This window comes from Algoriphagus aquimarinus (assembly GCF_900112005.1).
Lineage (GTDB): Bacteria > Bacteroidota > Bacteroidia > Cytophagales > Cyclobacteriaceae > Algoriphagus > Algoriphagus aquimarinus.
In genome coordinates, this window is record NZ_FOKK01000020.1 from 32,680 (window position 1) to 50,962 (window position 18,283).

An 18,283-nucleotide genomic window follows, 5' to 3' on the forward strand; every position below is an offset into this window, starting at 1 on the left:
TTATTTTTTTATAATTTGAACCGGAGCCTGATGCGCAAGTTGAAGGTTATTGGTCGTGATTACCGTACTGTTTTCCTCGATTCCATCAAGAATCTCCACTTCCTCCCCATTGTCTTTACCCACCTCCACGTAGTTCCATTTGGATTCCTTGTTTTCTATGGTAAATACCACAGCCCTGCCTGATCTATAGACCAGTGCATCTTTTGGTACAACCAAAGAATTATTTTGTGGAGCGCGGATAATAGCTCTGGCATTCATGCCCGGCAGCAAAGCTTTGTTGGCCGCAAGCGTAATCGAAACCTGCACCAGACCAGATTCATCTACTTTAGGATTGATACCAGTTACTCTTCCCTCTAATGCTGTTTGGGTATTTGAAATCGGATAAACTTCTGCTTTCTGATTAATAGATATAAAACTAATATCAGATTCAAGCACTTTTACTTTTAGGATAAACTGACTGGTCCCCAACACCTGACAAAGCACTTCATTGGAACCTACTAAACTTCCAGCTTTATATTTAAGATCGGCCACTTGACCGGAGATTGGCGCTTTTACTACACTTCTATCGAAACTCATCTGTGCTTCTCTCAACTCCACTTCGGCAAGGAAAACACCTGATTTTGCTTTGAGCTGCTCATCTACGACTCCCTTTTGCTCAGTTTTATCAGAAGCAAATAAGGTCTCAAAACCCAACTTGTCAGATTCATATACTGCATTGGCATTTCGAAGGGAGATTTTAGCTTTTTCTAGCCTAAACTCTGGCTCAGTAGGATCCAGCTTGGCAATGACATCACCTTTCTTGACGAACTGCCCTTCTCGGACATTTACTTCGAGGAGATAACCAGCCTGCTCAATCACAGCCAGAACTTCGGCTCCAGCTTCAAGTTTGCCAGTCGCTGGAATGAGATAATCGAAGCTTTTGCGCTCCGCAGTAGCGATATTCACTTCAGTGGCGGCAACTTCGTTTCGAAAGGATTCTGTGGGAGCTTCTTCGACCTTTTCCTTATCTTCTTTGCAGGCAGAAAATAGGACTATTAAAAAACCGAAAAGTATGAGAGGGAAGTTTTTCATTTAAATAGTAGTTTCAGGTAATAAGAAACTAACTAATTATTCAATCTCAAAGTCTTTATTGTAGAAAGGATGTTAATGATTCTAAAAATCAGGAATTGACTTGTCAATTTTCACAAATGGAGGATTAATAGCATCATCCACAGGACGTAAACGCATAGTTATTGGAGGTGTATCTCCAAAGTATTCAATAAGTCGGTCTATCTCTGCTAGATTCTCAACCTCGATACGTACTGAGGCAATTCCATCATGAAGAAGGCCTAATTGAGTACCTGCAGCTCTAGATAAATCTACTACCCTCCTGGAGTTTTTCGGAAGTCTATCATTGATCCTCACCCATACAAATTCGCCTGTGTCAGGTCTTGTAACCTTGATTCGAGTATCAAAGGGTAACGTCTTGTGAGCCGCAGTTAAGCTGTCCATGTGAAAAACCTCTCCATTTGAAGTCTTTCTCAAATGAAATCTGCGTCCATAAAAACTGGCCGTACCTTCCTGAATCAGCAAAGCATCTACAGCCATCTCAGGCTGTGCATACTCTGGAATGAGTGCAGCAACTAAAATAAGAAACCAATTCCACATAGGGTGATATGAATTATCGCCTGCCTTTTCAATAAAGATGCCAATTAATGTCATTTGTATCAAATGGCTTGCAGTAAGTGCTTCACTGAAGTAACTTAGTTAATCACTTATATAATTATCCGAAATGGTGCCATTAACCATCATTTCTTTGATTTACCGGACGGAAGACCGCAGACGAGTGACCGAAGTAGCGACAATATTAGTTTTAAACATCGTTGACGTCACTTTTTGTCTTTTACTAGTTCCATTTCAGATATACTTATTAATTCTTTTTTGATGAAAAGCATGTTCAAAATCCTCCATACAGCAGATTGGCATTTGGGAAAAAGACTACAGGAATTCTCCAGGCTTGAGGAGCAAAAACTAGTTTTGGAAGAAATCAGAACAATAGCTGATCGGGAAAATGTAGATTTGATTCTACTGGCTGGAGATATCTTTGACACCTTCAATCCCAGCCATGAAGCGGTGGAATTGCTCTACAAATCACTTCGAAGACTGACGAATGGAGGAAAACGGCCGATTATCGCCATCTCAGGAAACCATGACAGTACGCAGTTTGTCGAAGCTCCAGATCCTCTGGCTCGTGAGATGGGTATTTTTTTCTATGGAAAATATGACACAGTCATCCCAACTGGAAAACTTGATAATGGCATAGAAATCACACAAGCTGCAGAAGGTTTTGTGGAAATGAAACTGCCCAAATTTGATTTTCCAGTTCGAATTATCTTGGCTCCATACGCCAATGAGGTATCGATGAAAACATACCTAGGCGAAGGAGATCGTGAGGAGGAATTCCGCAACTTGATGGAAGAAAATTGGAAGAAAATCGCAGATCAGTATTGCGATGAGCAAGGCGTTAATCTTTTCGCAGGACATTTTTTCTTTATGAAAGAAGGAGAAAAACCGGAAGCCGAGCCAGAATCTGAGCGACCGATTCTCCATGTGGGCGGAACCCAAGCACTATACACCAGAAATATCCCAGCGCAAACCCAGTACGCAGCATTGGGACATTTGCATCGCTATCACGCTGTCGGACACGAGCATTGCCCAGTAGTGTATTCAAGTTCTCCTCTCGCATACTCCTTCAGCGAAGCCGAACAGCAAAAGCAAGTAGTGATCATCGAAGCAGAACCGGGGAAGCCTGTAAGCTATAGTCCAATTGGATTGGCCGAAGGAAGACCGCTGTATCGTAAAACATTCGATAATCTTCCTGAAACTTTAGCCTGGCTAGAAGAGAATCCTTATTGCTTTGTGGAATTGACCTACATCACCGAAAGCTCCATCGAAGCAGCAACCCGAAAAGCAATCATAAAAGGACACGATGGAATTGTGAATTTGATTCCGCAGATCAAAAACCCTTTGGGCAGGGAAAATCAAAATCTGAAGGTGGAAGATCTGGGAAAAGACATGGAAAGTTTATTCAAGCTTTTCTACCAAAGTGACAAGGGTCAAGAGCCCAACGAAGAATTACTTACCATCTTCAAAGAAGTCATCAGCCAAAACGACCAAGCATGATTCCTATTAAACTCGACATACAGGGATTGTATTCCTACAAAGAGAAACAGACAATAGAATTTGACAAGCTCACAGCTGCTGGATTATTTGGAATTTTCGGCGCAGTAGGAAGCGGTAAATCTTCCATTTTGGAAGCTGTGTTGTTAGCGCTATATGGTAGCACTGAACGCCTGTCCGATCGGGGAGAAAAGAACAGTATGGTCAATCTTCAGAGTGATCTACTGCTTCTGAATTTTGAATTCAGCTCAGGTAAAAATAATGCTAAAACCTATTTGGCTCGTTATTCAGCGAAGAGAAATTCGAAGAATTTCGATGACATCAAACCTGCAGAACATACTTTTTATGAAAAAGTAGATGGAAACTGGGAACCTATATTTGCGAGAGCTGAGGAGATCGTTGGCATGCGAAAGGAGCACTTCAAGCAGACGGTGATCATTCCACAGGGGAAATTCCGTGAGTTCATCGATCAAAAGCCCATCGATCAGGCGAAGATGATGAAGGAGCTTTTTGGTTTGGAGCGATTTGATCTATCTTTTAAAACAGGTCTACTTCTAAAAACTCTCAAAGAGCAGAAAATCCGCCTAGAAACTCAATTGCAAGGACTGGAGGAATACTCATTAGATATTCTCACTGAAAAGAAGAGTCAATTCGCTGAAATACAAACTCAGGCTACCGAAGCCTCGCTAAAACTAACATATGTAGAAAATGAAGTCAGATTACTAGAAAATCTAAGAGCAAAAAATCAGCAATTATTAAAGTTCAGAGCCGAACAAGAAAATCTTGTATCACTACGCCCTGAGATAGAAAAACAGCGTCAGCTCCATTCAGAATTCATCACTGCCAAAACCTATCTTCGACCAATTTGGGAAAATATTGAGGACACTAAAGCGTCTTTGGAGCAATTTAAAGTAAGTGTGATTGATTGTGAGCGCTTCAAAATTACGTTTGCCAAAGAAGTAGCGGAGCTTGAAGAGCAAGAAGCCGATCTAAAAGCGAAAAACAAGGAAAGACCGCAACGAGAGGGTAAAATCCGTGACTTGAAAAAAGTCATAGAAATTCAAACCCTAGAAACGCAGCGCGAGCATGCAAATGCTATACTGCTCAATTTGCAACCAACAATAGAAAGCAAAAAACAAGCTCAGAAGGCATTAGAAACAAAAATCGCGGAGCTAGAAAGCGAAGCTGAAAAGATCAGTGCAACAGATAGCTCCGTCTTAGCCAATCTGATGAGTTCGGCAAAAGACTGGAAGCAGGCAGAAAATCAATTGAGTAAAATTCAATTGGAATCAAATGAAATAACTCAGGAAATTGAAACTTTCAAAAGGCAACTAGCTTCTCTGAAAATCAGTATTCCTGCTAATGAAAGTTCGTTCGAAACATGGTTGATTACTCAGAAAACAACTATTCTAGAACTAGAGAAACAGCGTGATCTCTTGATGCAAAAGCAGGGACTTGCCGCCCATGTTCATTTGCTTCACAATGGAGAGGCATGTCCACTTTGCGGAGCGCTAGAACATCCCAATCCGCTTGAAGGAAATGATCAAAGCGGCTTAGCACAAAAAGATCTTCAAATAGGACAAGCCAAGCTACTCCTAGAACAGATTCATACGTCAAAATCCAACTACAGTGAAGTGGCCTTTCAGCTAGAAAATCATCAAAAAGGCGCTAGTATCAAAGGCATTGAACTCCAAGAAACAGAGCAAAACCTCAGCTCCATAAAAAGTAGCTTAGCGCAAATTGGAATTGAGGGGCATGAAGAGCTTTTAGCCAAAATACAGGCGATAGAGCATAGCTCTCAAACTCGAGAAAAATTGCTTCAAGAAGTAAAATCACTTCGTAAAAACTGGGATTCTGAGCGCATCCTAATTGATCAATCCGAAAAAGAATTGCAACAAGCACAATTAAAGCTGCAATCTGTGCAGTCCAACATTTCCTCCAAAAAAGAAGAAATCAGAGACATGGCTTTCTGCAAGCAATTTTTCGCTAGAGAAACAAATCAAATCCAAACTGCTATAGATAAGGTTGAAAAAGATATCGAAGAGGCACTTCAACTACTTGAGGGAAAACAGAAACACTTACGGGAGAAACGCAGTGTGACAGATAAGAATTTAGCTGATCTGATCAATTTCACGCACCTTCGTGATCAAAGTTCTACCAAGCTAGAAAAGCTAAAATCAGATTTTGAAGGGTTGAAACTTCAGTATGGATTCACGGATGAGGAGCGTTTGATCCACTTGTTCCAACACTCGATTGATGCTGAGAAAGTAGCTCGTGAGATCACTCAGTTCGACCAGAAACTCGCCATTGCTGAGAATAGAATTCAGGAACTGGAAGCTGAAGAAGGAGTCGTTGCTTATCAGGAAGAAGCGTTCCAAGAACTTACCAGTTCATTCCAAAACTTAAAAATCAATGCTGAGTCCTTTCAAAAACAAGTGCTTTTACTTGATAAAGAGATTCAAGAAACCACCAGAAAACTAGACGAAAAAAAGGTTCATCAGGCAGACTTCGCCAAACTGGAAATCAGAGAAAGCTATCTCAAAGAGCTGGACAATATGTTCCGAGGTAGTGGTTTTGTGAAGTTCGTGAGTTCCATTTACCTCAAGGAACTATGCAACACAGCCAATGTGCGTTTTATGAAGCTCTGCAAAAACCAACTGAGTTTAGACATCGATGACAATAATACTTTCTGGGTGATTGATTACCTGAATGGCGGTAAGAAGAGACTACTTAAAACACTCTCAGGCGGACAGACTTTCCAGGCTTCACTTTGTCTTGCTTTGGCACTTGCTGAGAAAGTAAAAGCCCTCAACCAAGCAGATCAAAGTTTCTTCTTTATGGATGAAGGCTTTGGAGCTTTGGATAAGAATGCGCTTAGGGTGGTCTTTGAAACACTCAAGTCACTTCGCCATGAAAATCGTATCGTCGGGATCATCAGTCATGTGGAAGATCTGCAGCAGGAAATCGGAGTCTTCGCGAATATAGAACTCGATCCAGAACGAGGATCTCAGGTGAGTTATTCCTATTAGATATATTTTTCTTAGTGTACTTCGTAAAATCACTTAGTACATTGAGCAATATATTTAACAGCACATCTAATTACTGATTATCAGTGAATTATAAAATAATTATTAATAAAAAAACAGGACAAAATAGAGTGATATATAGGCAGTTGAAAGTCTTTTTAACTCAAAGGAGTGTGAAAGATTAATTTAAACCAATTTTTGAAATCAACTTTCACAACCCTCGATGGAAAGATAGTTTAAGTCCAGCTTCCTGAGAAGTTGTTCAGCTGTGTCCTCCGAGTAAATTCTGTGAACTTTGCGGTAAAAATTAAACAAAAAATCAAGATTGATTCTTATGCCGTTAATTTTCGAGCAAAAAAAATCCTCTGACAAACTGCCAGAGGATTTTCGTAAGTAAGAAAACCTATTTACAATATATTTCCATTTACCCAATCAATCTCCTCCTTGCGGATGGTATGATTTGAGTCCTTGAATATTGACAATTTCACTTTTGCACCCATCCTGCTCAGTAGGGTTTCTGATTCTTTAATTCTAGAAAGTGGTACATGAACGTCTTTTTCACTACTTCCAATAAAAACAGGTGTACCCTCAAAAGCACCGGAATACTTCTCTTCCAGAATCTTCTCACCAATTAGACCACCAGTAAAGGCTATAACACCTGCTAGCTTTTGGGCATTTTGCGCCGCAAATTCAAGACTCAGACAAGCTCCTTGAGAAAAGCCAATGAACACCACATTTTCTGGAGAAATACCTGCTTCTATCACTTGATTCCATACTACTCTGATCGTTTCTAAGGATTTAGCTAAAGCAGATTGATTTGCAGAATCCGGAGCCATAAAGCTATAAGGATACCAAGAGCCACCTTCAGCTTCTGGTGCCAATAGCGCATAATCATCTAAGGAAAGGTATTGTGAAAGTGAAAGAATACTCTCTGCACTTGCACCTCTTCCATGAATGAGAATTGCAGCTTTTTTAGTCTCAGACAAGGGTAAGCCTGCTGTTTTTATCTTAGTCATAATCTTCAACATTTAACTTAACTGGCGCTAAACTCTCTTCTAGTTTTGCACGATTAGGTTCAGCCCATTTTGGCAATTTGATCAATTCACCTAAATGAGCTTCATCCTCATCAATCGCAAATCCTGGTTCATCGGTAGCCACTTCGAACAAAACTCCTCCCGGTTCACGGAAATAAATCGACGTAAAGTAGTTTCTATCCTTTACCTCTGTGACTTGATAGCCATTTCGCATCAAGATCTCCTGAACCTGAAGTTGCGAGGCAGCATTCTCTGTTCTGAAGGCAATGTGATGAACTGTCCCAGCACTTTGCAGACCACGGTTTCCAGATTTATCGATCACGATATCTACGATATCGCCAGGCTTCCCAGCTGTACCGTATCGGAATCTTCCATTTTCCTCTCCTATGAAATGATAGTCCATATGCTCAGTAAGCAATTTTTCAGTCAAATCCTTAGCTCGTAAGCTCAAGGTAGCTCCATAGAATCCTTTGATAGAATGCTCTATTGGCACTTGGCCATAAGACCAACCTGTTCTGTCATCCTGATCATTGGCTACCAATTCTATCCCCATACTATCGTGGTCTTCGAATCTGATCAACTGAGCACCAAATCTCGTCAGGATATCAGAGACTGGTATTCCATATTTTTTCAATCGATCTATCCAATAATCCAATGATCCCGCCGGAACAGAAAAGGCTGTGTAAGTAACCTCACCAGCTCCTTTGGTTCCTTTACGGGCGCCAGTAAATGGGAACGTGGTAAACACTGTTCCTGGCCGTCCCAACTCATCTCCAAAATAGAAATGATAAACACCAGGCGCATCGAAATTGATTGTCTTCTTCACCAGTCTCAATCCAAGGATCCCGGTGTAGAAATCTATATTTGCTTGAGGGTTTCCAGCTATCGCAGTGATATGATGGATTCCAGTGATTAATGGTTTCATGGTATGTAGGGAAAATGTTAAATGTAATTTAAAACCTTCGAGATCTAAACGACTTTAATGAGACCTTAGAATCCCGACAGCCTATATAGCCATCGGGAATTTCTATTCTGATTAAGCCTGCTTTACAAGCTGAATATTCAATATCAAGCGAACTTGATCACTAACTACTATGCTTCCAGCTTCAGTCACTGCTGACCAAGAAAGACCGAAATCTTTTCTGTTGATTTTACCTTCGATTTCAAAACCAGCTTTGGTTTGTCCGTAAGGATCACCTGCAACTCCTCCGAAATCAACATTGAATTCAACATTTTTTGTAGTTTCTCTTAATGTCAAATCACCAACTAACTTGTAATCACTACCGTCCTTTGTGATTTTACCTGAGAAAGTCAATTTAGGATGATTCTCTGCATCAAAGAAATCAGCAGACTTCAAATGATTGTCTCTATCTTTTTGATTAGTGTCTATACTGCTAATAGCGGAGGAGAAAGAAACACTTGCTCCTTCGAAATCATCAGAAGAACTTTCTGCAGCTCCTTCGAATTCTCTGAAATAACCTGTCACTGTAGAAATCACTAAGTGTTTTACTTTAAAAGACACTTCAGAGTGTGTAGGGTCGATAATCCATTTTGTAGTACTCATAGCTTGTTATGTTTTAGTTAAATTTTATTTGTATTGATGTTAAATGTATATACACGTATTAGTGTAAAATTTTTTATCCTCGTAATTTGTCCAGAAGATTATTCATCAAAATCACTTCCTCTTCACTCAAATTGATGACTTGATTATTAAATCCTTCCATATGAATGTGCAAATCGTTCAGTATTTGAAGTCCTTTCTCAGTGATTAGAATATCCACTTGACGACGATCACTTGGACATTCTCTTCTTTCTACCAACTCTTTAGCTTTCAATTTATCCACCAGACGACTGGCATTCGACATTTTGTTGAGCATTCTATCCTGTATAGAAGACACTGTCGTAGGGACTCCATTTTGTCCTCTCAAAATCCTAAGCACATTGTATTGCTCTGGAGAAAGATCAAAAGGTTTTAAAATTCCATTTTGAGCCGACACCATATAGCTGTGTGTGAAAAGAAGATTGACCACTAATTTATTATATGGGTCTTTGAACTCCTTCTGCTTGATTGCTTCTTCTAGACTTCCCATATCAATTATATCTTTTGTTATTGTATTTAATGTATATACATGTAAATATAGCAAAAGGTTTCAATTGAGTAAACTTTTTTTTTAAACCAAATGAAAAAAGACCTCAAAGAGGCCTTTAGACATAAATTCTTGTGATTATGAAAAAATAATTAACTTTTCTCGATCAGCCAATCACCTATCAATCTATTGATTTCCTTAGGCTTTTCTATACAGCTACTATGGCCAACTCCTGGAATTCTATGCAATCTTGCCTTCAAGATACTCATTTGAATAAACTTGGCTTTGATTGGCGTAGTAGCCACATCCTCATCACCTACAATTACCATGGTCGGGCAGGAAATATCTCCAAGTTCGTTTTCGATTCCCTTCCTATAAATCACCCCATCAACTGCCCCTACAACACTCTTTTTATTTGATTTCAACTGAGACTTCCAAAAATCTATTTTCTCAGAGTTTATCGGATCATTCAGCCAACTATCAGCAAACATGATTTTCATGACCTTATTGGCAACTGGCGGTATTACACCAAGCCATTTCACTATACCATTAAGGGTTTTGTATTTGGGAAGATTCTCAACTGGCTCCGAGTTAGCAGAAGTCTCCAAGAGAATAAGGCTTTTAATCAGTTTTGGAAATCGAGCTGCAAGCCTCATCCCAATAAACCCTCCCATTGATAGTCCCACAAAATGAACTGGCCCTACACACAATTCTTTGATTAGTTCTGCAGCATCCTCCGATAGGGTATCCATATCAAATGGCCCAGTGACCTCACTTTGTCCTTGCCCTCTATGATCATAGGCAATCACACGAAACCGCGGTTGGAGGAATTCAATTTGATCAGCAAACATTTTGTGGCTCCAAAGCAATCCATGAGAGAAGACAATGGTTTCCTCTCCATTTCCTTGATCCGTGTAGAAAATATTAACTCCATTTACATTGATCTGAGGCATTCTGTTTTTGTTTTTGAGTTATCAGTCGATAGAATACTTGAGTTGACTGAATTAACTCTATTCTAAATTCAATTTTATTTTACCAATCTAAACCTGGCTGGGTGATGGTGTATCCTTCTACAGCTTTCTGCTTGTCCACTATCGCTTTCACATCTTCCAGAAGCTTCTTAGCATCATAGACAATACCATCCTTTACGGTGTACTTTACGCCACCTACTCTAATTGGTTCATTATTATCATCAATTCTGATCGCTCCGGTTCCATAAAGTACTTTCAGATTTTGCAGCGGGTTCTCTTCCAAAATCACAAAATCCGCCAACTTTCCTACTTCCACAGATCCAATTTCCTTTTCCATCCCAAGCAATTCAGCCCCATAAAGAGTAGCTGAACGTAGTACTTCTAGCGGATGAAAACCAGCTTCTCTAAGCAATTCCAACTCTCGGATATAGGCAAAACCATAGAGCTGATAAATAAACCCAGAATCAGAACCTGCTGTCACTCTGCCTCCTTTATTCTTGTATTCATTTACGAAAGTCATCCAAAGTCTGTAATTCTCTTTCCACTGAACCTCTTCCTCAGTAGTCCAATCAAACCAGTAGGAACCGTGAGATTGGCGACTGGGCGCGTAGAATCGCCAAAGCGAAGGCAAAGTATAGACATCATGCCACTCAGCTGTACGCGCTCGCATCATGTCACGATTGGCTTCATAGATATTAAAAGTCGGATCGAGTGTGAAATCCAATTCAAGTAATTCATTCATCACCTTATTCCAATGCTCAGAACCTGGCTTAGCGGCTTGCTTCCAAAGTTTCCCTGCTTCACCAAAACGGTGCTGCTCATTTTGATAATTATAATCCAACCTGAAATCCTGAATCGTGCGATCTTCAAAAAGCGCTTCAGGCAATCCGTACCAGTGCTCCATTGAAGTCAGACCTGCTTTGGCTGAATTTATCACATTCCAACGAGCCACATCCAACTGCTGATGGTGCATCGCTGAGCGTAGGCCAATTCTTTTATTTTCAGCTATCGCAGCTTCCATTACTTCTGGATTTGCGCCAAAAAACTTAATTCCATCTGCTCCTTTTTTCGCATTCTCATTTACCCAGGCTTTTGCTTGCTCAGCAGTCGTGATTGGAGCTTTCGCACCCTGTCCGAAACTTGTGTAAGCCATAATCCTAGGCGCAGTAATTTCATTGGCTGCGGACCGTTTCTTTTGATCCAGCACCCAATCCAACCCATTTCCAGCTGAAGGGTCACGAATAGTCGTGATGCCATGAGCCATCCATAGTTTGAATACATATTCCGCAGGAGTTCCTTGTCCACGGCCTCCAATATGGCCGTGAGAATCCACAAACCCTGGAAGCAGGTAATGTCCTTCCAACTCATAAACCTTATCATCTGGACCAGCCTTCGGCCTACGGCTTTCATTGATCGGCATTCCTGGATATCCGACAACTTGAATTTGGGCAATTCTATTTTTCTCCACTACAATATCTACTGGGCCAACAGGTGGCGCTCCTGTACCATCGATCAAGATCACTCCTCTTAATATCAATCGTCCGTATTGCCCATCGCCTTCGTCTCGGTCGGGTGCAGATTCTATTTGAGAATAAGAAGAAAAGGAAAGGTATAAGCCAAAAATGGCAAGGAGTAAAAGTCTTTTTTTCATAGTGCTGAGGCCTGATTAAGCTCAATAAGTTAAGCCAAAAAGTCGCAACAAAAAATCGAAATAGGATGAGCAGCAAACACACAAAAAAAGCCCTAAGGAAATTTCCAGAGGGTTTTTAAGGATTGTTGGTGGTATTTATAAATCCTTGAACTTCTCCATAATATCTTCAGAGATTCCTGTGCAGGAATATCCCCCATCATGGAAGAGGTTTTGCATAGTTACTAATCTAGTGTAATCAGAGAACATCGTTACGATATATTCAGCACAGGCTTCAGCGGAAGCATTACCCAATGGAGAAAGTGATTCAGCAAAATTGTAAAAGGAATCAAACCCGCCAATCCCAGTTCCTGCCGTTGTTTTGGTAGGAGATTGAGAAATCGTGTTCACTCTTACTTTTTTCAGCTTACCAAATCTATATCCATAACCACGTGCGATGCTTTCAAGTAAAGCTTTGGCATCAGCCATATCAGTGTAGAAAGGGAAAACTTTTTGTGCAGCGATATAAGAAAGACCGACGATCGATCCCCACTCATTCATCACATCTTGTTTTTCGGCTACTTGCATCATCTTGTGAAAAGAGATTGCAGACACATCGTAAGACTTCATCGCCCAATCATAGTTCAGATCTCCATAAGACCTTCCTTTTCTGATATTTGGAGACATTCCGATGGAATGTAGAATAAAATCAAAGTTTCCTCCAAGATACTCTTTAGCTTCTGTGTAGAGCTTTTCGATATCTTCTGTGCTCGTTGCATCCGCAGGAATGACGATAGTGTCACATTCCTTCGCAAGCTCATTGATAGCGCCCATACGCATGGCAATTGGCGCATTGGTCAATACAAATCTTGCTCCTTGCTCTTTCGCTTTAAGCGCTGTTTTCCACGCAATTGAGTTCTCATCAAGAGCACCGGTAATGATTCCCAGTTTTCCTTTTAGCAAATTATCTGGCATATAGCTAGGGGGTTATTTTCAAAAATATTGTCCAAAAATAGGAAAAAATAATCATTCAAGCCCCTAAATTGATGTAATGCACGAATTACCGCCGTAGCAACTCTTTGGCACTTTCTATAGCAGATGCAGACGGTGAAGCTCCTGAGATCATTTTGGCCAGCTCTAGCACACGCTCATCTGTATCAAGCAACTTTATCTTACTAACGGTTTTTTCAGAAGAGTTATCTTTGAAAACATAATAATGAAGATCACCTTGACCTGCGACTTGTGGCAAGTGAGTAATGCAAATCACCTGATGTTTCTTCGAAATATCCTGCATCATCCCAACCATCTTCAACGCTACTTCCCCAGAAATCCCCGTGTCAATCTCATCAAAAATAAGTGTAGGCATTGCCATCTTATCTGCCATCAAGTATTTGATAGCAAAAAGCAACCTAGAAAACTCTCCACCAGAAGCCACTTTCTTCAATGGCTGAGGAGAAGATCCTTTGTTGGCAGAAAATAACAATTCGATCTCATCTATTCCATTTGAAGCTGGTTCTATGGATTTATGCTCCATCACAACTTTGGAATTCTCCATCCCCAATCCTCCGAGTAAATTCTCAAGAGAATTCTGAAAATTCGCAAAGCTAGCTTGCCTTTTTTTGCGAAGAGCCTTTCCTGAATCTGCCACTTTTGCTCTGCTTTCTTCAAGCTCTTGTTTGGCTTTGGCCAGCGTTTCATCCAGGTTTTGAAACTGGAAAACCTTATCCGCCAATGCTCTTTCCAACTTCATCAGTTCTTCTACTGACGCTACTCCATGCTTCTTCTGAAGTTGGTAGATTTTGCTAAGCCTATCTCTGATTTCATCCAATCGCTCAAAATCAACTTCTACCCTACTATCTTCATCACCAAGTGTTTCTTCTATATCTTTTAATTCAATATTTACTGCTTGAAAACGCTCTTTCAAGGAAGCAAAAACATGCGCCAAGCGCTCCAAGGATTGCATACCATGCTGTACTTGAGACATACCTTGAGTGATACCAAATTGCTCATCCTGAAATAGATTAAGCATTTCATTGATCTTTAGCTTGATTTCTTCCGCATTCTCGAGAATCTCCTGAGTGGATTCTAGTTCTGCCTGCTCATTTTCCTTCAAACTTAATACACTCAATTCTTCCAATTGAAATTGATTGAAATCAGCTTCCTTTTGCAGTTCAACGGCTTTTTTGTTTAGCTCATTGTAAGTCTTTTGTGATGTTTGAAACGTTTTAAAATCAGCTTTATATTTTTTGACTTCCTGCTGAGTCTGGGCAAAGGCATCTATAAGGCTAAGCTGATAACTTCCTTCTCCCAGTTGCAAGGTGTCATGCTGGGAATGCACATCCATCAAATAGCTTCCTAGGGTCTTCAAGGCATCCAGAAGCACAGGCGTATCATTCACAAACGATCTAGATTTCCCTGCAGGACTAATCTCCCTACGTATAATACAAGTAGGCTCATAATCTAGCTCTGCCTGATCAAAAAATTCTTTCAACCCATAAGTAGCCACATCGAACACTCCTTCGATGACACACTTTCTATCCTCATGGAGCAAGACTTTTGTATCTGATCGATTTCCCAAAAGCAATCCGACAGCGCCTAGCATAATAGACTTACCGGCACCAGTTTCGCCAGTAATCATACTAAGCGCTGGACTTGGCTGCATGTGCAGTTGGTCAATCAGAGCATAATTAGAAATGCTAAGAGATTTAAGCATGGGTAAAGAGTTCGTTTGGGCAAAACTAAAAAATCGAGCTTAGCTTTTCAGCAGCTCATTATACTTTCTCGCATTATTAGGATCAATTTCCAAAAGTAACTGGACAATTTCTGTCCGAATCTCCAGAGAAGCATTTTTCATGATAGAGGTAATCTCATCACTTTTGGCATCCATAAATGAAATAGTAAAGATTCCATTAGGCTGTGTTTTATTGGCAGATGCCAAAATCCGAACTGCTTCAAGAATATTTGTATAGGCCTCTTCTGGGCGAATCTGAAGGATATCTAATCCTTGTCGATGATACAAATAATAAGCATCACGAATCACTGAGAACACAGAAGATATATAAATATCGTTGTTTAAAGAATAACGATTACGACGGTCCGAAGTGCTCTGAACCCAACCAGGCCGCCCTGATTGTTGAGCGTTATTTACTATATCATTTGCTGCCGCAAAAAACTCGCTCCCACCTCGACTTTCGAAGGAATCATAATCCAAGCCCAAAGCTATGTGTGCATAAAATGCTAATAAGGAGCTGATATTATTCAAATAAGTGAATCGATTGAACTCCAGCGGCTGAGATTCTATGTAATCAAAACTCCAGCTTCGATCTGCAAAATTAAACACTAGACTTTCGTAATTGGTACCGTACACGGGCCTTACAGTCTGAATCTGGACCGTAGCATTGTAGGTCCCTACCTGAGGCACATCATTGATGGTGATAAGTAAATTTCCTTTGATCCGCTCCTCAGGACGAAACTCATCAGAAGTCCAAGACCTACCATTGAGGAATTGCTCAAAACTGGTCTTCATTTGGCTAAACACATTTGTATTCTGAATTCTAGCACGATCACTATTTATGATCACCGTGAAATTAAGCTCTTGAGAAAAGCCAATTAATGAATTGCAAAAGAAGAGAAGTAGGAAAAATCCTTTTTTCATCTGTTTATAATTTGATTGTCAAAGGCCAACCCGATAAATATCGGAAGGAATCTCGCATGTACTATAACCATCCCTCTGTGTGTCGCCTGAGTCATGCTTGATTTCATGTGTTTAAATTTATCTTTCAAAAGGTAACCCAAATCAGTGCTATCGGAAGGAATCTCGAGTTGGTGGATCATTCCTCCAAATATCACTTAAAACAAGCTCGACTTCATAGTCTTAAAAATAAGGAAATATCTATGCTCAAACCCAAACTGGGATATTTTTGATTTGATCTAGTATAAGATCTGCAATCTGCTTTTTTGGAGCAACGTCTGATTGTATTGATAAGCCAGAAGCATGGAAAATGTGCACTTTATTCGTGTCTAATTGAAATCCTGCTCCGGAATCCTTCATTGAATTGAGAACAATAACATCAAAATTCTTTTTGGAAAGCTTCAACTGAGCATTTTTAGCTTCATTCTCTGTTTCCAATGCGAAACCTACATGCACTTGGTTTTGCTTTTTCTTAGCACCCAAACTCGCCGCGATATCTACATTTTTCACAAGAGAAATTGAAAGAGAAGCATCACTTTTTTTGATTTTCTCTGGAGCAATTTCTGCGGGGGCATAATCGGCTACTGCTGCTGCAAAAACACAAATATCCATTTGATCATGGATTGCAGAAGCAGCGTCATACATTTCTTTTGCGGACCTTACATTCTTCCAATGGAAAGCATCCTTATTCACTTTCAGTGATATCGGCCCTGAGATCACAAAGACATCAGCTCCTCTGGATAGAAAGGCATCTGCAAGCGCGAGTCCCATTTTTCCACTCGAGTGATTGCTAATGTACCGTACAGGATCAAGCGCTTCTTGTGTTGGTCCCATGGTGATCATCACCTTTTTACCGCTAAAATCTGTATTTCCAGCAAAAAATTCTTCTACTCTTGAAGCAATATGTTCGGGCTCCATCATTCGCCCCTGACCAGATAATCCACTCGCTAATTCCCCTGATTCAGCATCAAGGATAATATTCCCGTAGGACTCTAATTTTTGAATATTGGACTGAACAGAAGGATGCTGATACATATCTAGGTCCATCGCTGGAGCTACCATCACTGGACATCTGGCGGATAAGTATGTTGCAGAAAGCAAATTATCACATAGACCATTAGCAAATTTCGCTAAGGTATTAGCACTGATCGGTGCTACTAAAAATAAATCCGCCCAAAGTCCTAGCTCTACATGATTGTTCCAGACACCAGTTTCATCTTTTTGGAATTTGCTCAAAACAGGTCTTTTGGAAAGCGTAGCTAAGGTGAGCGGGGTTATAAAATCAAAAGCAGAAGTGCTCATAATGAGTTGCACTTCTGCTCCTGCTTTAATTAATAAACGAGTAAGGAAGGCGGACTTATAGGCAGCGATGCTACCAGTAACTCCTAATATGATTTTCTTACCCTTGAGGCTCATAAGATTACTCGCCCGTTGGTTCTTCTGGAAATCTATGATAGATTTTATCTTCTATGAATTCTTCTAGAGCTAGAGCACTTGGCTTTGGCATTCTCTCGTAAAACTTAGAGATTTCGATTTGCTCCTTATTCTCAAATACTTCTTCCAAATTATCAACTGTAGAAGCGAATTCGGAAAGCTTCGCATTAAGCTCTTCCTTCAATGTATTGGAGATTTGCTTTGCTCTCTGTCCTACGATATGAAGAGACTCATAGATATTACCGGTTTTATCGGCGATTTTATCAAGGTCTCTTGTAATGATGGATGGATTAACTGCCATATTCTTATTTGATTATATTTCTATTTATTATCTACTTTTTCTACAGGCTTATTTTCTAATGCTTTTGCTTTTTGCTCAGCTAGACGTTCAGCATATTGCACTTTCAAAACTAGGTGCTTATCAAGTTCCTCTTTGGCTTCAGCCTCAAATTTCTCAACCTTTCCAGTAAAAGGACTGCTTGGATATCTTCTATAAAATGTCGTAGCAAATGCCAATGCATCTTTCAATCTTTCCTCCTTTTTAAGGAATGCACTATTTTCTGCATATCCAGTACTCACTTCCACTAGCTTGTATGCAAGCTCTTCATTATGCTTACTCTCAGGATAATCCTTTGCAAAATTCTGGAAATTTATAATGCAAGCACGATAAAAATCACCAGGATACAGACCATCTTTAAGTCTATAATACATGGATGATTCCATATAAGCCTTCTCTTCAAATCTTCCTTGCAAATCAACTAGCATCTCCATCGCCCGCTCATAGCTGGCTGATGCTGGGAATTTGGTCACAAATTGCTGTATAGCAGAAACTGCTTCCTGAGAACTTTGCTGGTCAAGGTTTGCATCTGGAGCATCCAAGTACAAGGCATATGCATTCATAAATAATGCTTCCTCAGCCAAAGGGCTCCTATTGTATGTTCTATAGAAATTACTGAAATATCCAGCAGCCTCAATGTACCTCTTAGTCTTGAAATGGCAATTGGCATAATTATAATCTGCCAATTCAGCCTTTTCACTCCCTCTAATCACAGGTAAAACCTTGTCATAGAGTATAATAGCTTTATTGTATTCCCCTTCCTGATAATATTTGTTTGCTCCAGCATACAATTCCTCCCAGTTAGTGCTCTTCTCAAGCTTGTTAAATGGGCCACAGGAACTTGCAGCAAGTATGATAATCAGTAATAGAATGGATTGTACGCGCATTTTCATTTTCAAGACCGCAAATATACGGGA

The 18,283-nt window shown here is 40.2% G+C and carries 16 protein-coding genes; 2 read left to right on the forward strand and 14 right to left on the reverse strand.

From position 1 onward, the window contains the following. On the reverse strand, positions 1 to 1,071 hold the full coding sequence (locus BM291_RS19020; protein ID WP_092900540.1) for an efflux RND transporter periplasmic adaptor subunit: 1,071 nt from the start codon (positions 1,069 to 1,071) through the stop codon (positions 1 to 3). Between the two features lie 81 nt (positions 1,072 to 1,152). Beyond that, on the reverse strand, positions 1,153 to 1,701 hold the full coding sequence (locus tag BM291_RS19025) for a septal ring lytic transglycosylase RlpA family protein (RefSeq protein WP_092900542.1): 549 nt from the start codon (positions 1,699 to 1,701) through the stop codon (positions 1,153 to 1,155). A 231-nt stretch (positions 1,702 to 1,932) separates the two neighbouring features. On the opposite strand from BM291_RS19025, the gene BM291_RS19030 reads away from it, so the two are divergent. Beyond that, positions 1,933 to 3,162: a metallophosphoesterase family protein gene (locus BM291_RS19030; protein WP_092900686.1), complete on the forward strand. Its 1,230-nt coding sequence runs from the start codon at positions 1,933 to 1,935 to the stop codon at positions 3,160 to 3,162. Beyond that, positions 3,159 to 6,188, forward strand: coding sequence for an SbcC/MukB-like Walker B domain-containing protein (locus BM291_RS19035; RefSeq protein ID WP_092900545.1), 3,030 nt, complete (start codon positions 3,159 to 3,161; stop codon positions 6,186 to 6,188). Before BM291_RS19030 ends, BM291_RS19035 begins: the two co-directional genes overlap by 4 nt. A 404-nt stretch (positions 6,189 to 6,592) precedes the next feature. Here BM291_RS19035 and BM291_RS19040 read toward each other — a convergent pair whose 3' ends face one another. The 12 genes from BM291_RS19040 to BM291_RS19100 form a co-directional block, all read right to left on the reverse strand. Continuing rightward, positions 6,593 to 7,201 carry an alpha/beta hydrolase gene (locus BM291_RS19040; RefSeq protein ID WP_092900689.1) on the reverse strand — a complete coding sequence of 203 codons (609 nt, stop codon included), beginning with the start codon at positions 7,199 to 7,201 and terminating at the stop codon, positions 6,593 to 6,595. Beyond that, the gene (locus BM291_RS19045) at positions 7,194 to 8,144 is read right to left on the reverse strand and encodes a ring-cleaving dioxygenase (protein ID WP_092900556.1); all 951 of its coding nucleotides are present in this window, start codon (positions 8,142 to 8,144) and stop codon (positions 7,194 to 7,196) included. Before BM291_RS19045 ends, BM291_RS19040 begins: the two co-directional genes overlap by 8 nt. A 111-nt stretch (positions 8,145 to 8,255) precedes the next feature. Beyond that, the gene (locus BM291_RS19050) at positions 8,256 to 8,783 is read right to left on the reverse strand and encodes a YceI family protein (RefSeq protein ID WP_092900559.1); all 528 of its coding nucleotides are present in this window, start codon (positions 8,781 to 8,783) and stop codon (positions 8,256 to 8,258) included. 73 nt (positions 8,784 to 8,856) lie between these two features. Further along, on the reverse strand, positions 8,857 to 9,309 hold the full coding sequence (locus tag BM291_RS19055) for a MarR family winged helix-turn-helix transcriptional regulator (protein ID WP_092900562.1): 453 nt from the start codon (positions 9,307 to 9,309) through the stop codon (positions 8,857 to 8,859). A gap of 149 nt (positions 9,310 to 9,458) precedes the next feature. After that, positions 9,459 to 10,259, reverse strand: a complete 801-nt coding sequence (locus BM291_RS19060; RefSeq protein WP_092900572.1) for an alpha/beta fold hydrolase — start codon at positions 10,257 to 10,259, stop codon at positions 9,459 to 9,461. A 79-nt stretch (positions 10,260 to 10,338) separates the two neighbouring features. Continuing rightward, on the reverse strand, positions 10,339 to 11,928 hold the full coding sequence (locus BM291_RS19065) for an amidohydrolase family protein (RefSeq protein ID WP_092900575.1): 1,590 nt from the start codon (positions 11,926 to 11,928) through the stop codon (positions 10,339 to 10,341). Between the two features lie 135 nt (positions 11,929 to 12,063). Continuing rightward, complete coding sequence (locus BM291_RS19070) at positions 12,064 to 12,879, reverse strand: enoyl-ACP reductase FabI (RefSeq protein ID WP_092900589.1); 816 nt, start codon at positions 12,877 to 12,879, stop codon at positions 12,064 to 12,066. An 85-nt stretch (positions 12,880 to 12,964) separates the two neighbouring features. Then, positions 12,965 to 14,617, reverse strand: a complete 1,653-nt coding sequence (gene recN / locus BM291_RS19075) for a DNA repair protein RecN (protein WP_092900600.1) — start codon at positions 14,615 to 14,617, stop codon at positions 12,965 to 12,967. Between the two features lie 39 nt (positions 14,618 to 14,656). Then, the gene (gene porD / locus BM291_RS19080; protein WP_092900603.1) at positions 14,657 to 15,559 is read right to left on the reverse strand and encodes a type IX secretion system protein PorD; all 903 of its coding nucleotides are present in this window, start codon (positions 15,557 to 15,559) and stop codon (positions 14,657 to 14,659) included. Between the two features lie 243 nt (positions 15,560 to 15,802). Beyond that, the gene (coaBC, locus tag BM291_RS19090) at positions 15,803 to 17,011 is read right to left on the reverse strand and encodes a bifunctional phosphopantothenoylcysteine decarboxylase/phosphopantothenate--cysteine ligase CoaBC (RefSeq protein WP_092900609.1); all 1,209 of its coding nucleotides are present in this window, start codon (positions 17,009 to 17,011) and stop codon (positions 15,803 to 15,805) included. 4 nt (positions 17,012 to 17,015) lie between these two features. Then, positions 17,016 to 17,330 (reverse strand): DNA-directed RNA polymerase subunit omega, encoded by a 315-nt coding sequence (locus tag BM291_RS19095; RefSeq protein WP_092900612.1) that lies wholly within the window; start codon positions 17,328 to 17,330, stop codon positions 17,016 to 17,018. 20 nt (positions 17,331 to 17,350) lie between these two features. Further along, entirely contained in the window at positions 17,351 to 18,259 is a 909-nt protein-coding gene (locus tag BM291_RS19100; RefSeq protein WP_175499749.1) for an outer membrane protein assembly factor BamD, read from the reverse strand. Positions 18,260 to 18,283: the final 24 nt, after the last annotated feature.

Coding starts and splice junctions, on each gene's coding strand:
- BM291_RS19020 (WP_092900540.1), bottom strand. CDS start 1,071: ATGAAAAACTTCCCTCTCATACTTTTCGGTTTTTTAATAGTCCTATTT.
- BM291_RS19025 (WP_092900542.1), bottom strand. CDS start 1,701: ATGACATTAATTGGCATCTTTATTGAAAAGGCAGGCGATAATTCATAT.
- BM291_RS19030 (WP_092900686.1), top strand. CDS start 1,933: ATGTTCAAAATCCTCCATACAGCAGATTGGCATTTGGGAAAAAGACTA.
- BM291_RS19035 (WP_092900545.1), top strand. CDS start 3,159: ATGATTCCTATTAAACTCGACATACAGGGATTGTATTCCTACAAAGAG.
- BM291_RS19040 (WP_092900689.1), bottom strand. CDS start 7,201: ATGACTAAGATAAAAACAGCAGGCTTACCCTTGTCTGAGACTAAAAAA.
- BM291_RS19045 (WP_092900556.1), bottom strand. CDS start 8,144: ATGAAACCATTAATCACTGGAATCCATCATATCACTGCGATAGCTGGA.
- BM291_RS19050 (WP_092900559.1), bottom strand. CDS start 8,783: ATGAGTACTACAAAATGGATTATCGACCCTACACACTCTGAAGTGTCT.
- BM291_RS19055 (WP_092900562.1), bottom strand. CDS start 9,309: ATGGGAAGTCTAGAAGAAGCAATCAAGCAGAAGGAGTTCAAAGACCCA.
- BM291_RS19060 (WP_092900572.1), bottom strand. CDS start 10,259: ATGCCTCAGATCAATGTAAATGGAGTTAATATTTTCTACACGGATCAA.
- BM291_RS19065 (WP_092900575.1), bottom strand. CDS start 11,928: ATGAAAAAAAGACTTTTACTCCTTGCCATTTTTGGCTTATACCTTTCC.
- BM291_RS19070 (WP_092900589.1), bottom strand. CDS start 12,879: ATGCCAGATAATTTGCTAAAAGGAAAACTGGGAATCATTACCGGTGCT.
- recN (WP_092900600.1), bottom strand. CDS start 14,617: ATGCTTAAATCTCTTAGCATTTCTAATTATGCTCTGATTGACCAACTG.
- porD (WP_092900603.1), bottom strand. CDS start 15,559: ATGAAAAAAGGATTTTTCCTACTTCTCTTCTTTTGCAATTCATTAATT.
- coaBC (WP_092900609.1), bottom strand. CDS start 17,011: ATGAGCCTCAAGGGTAAGAAAATCATATTAGGAGTTACTGGTAGCATC.
- BM291_RS19095 (WP_092900612.1), bottom strand. CDS start 17,330: ATGGCAGTTAATCCATCCATCATTACAAGAGACCTTGATAAAATCGCC.
- BM291_RS19100 (WP_175499749.1), bottom strand. CDS start 18,259: ATGAAAATGCGCGTACAATCCATTCTATTACTGATTATCATACTTGCT.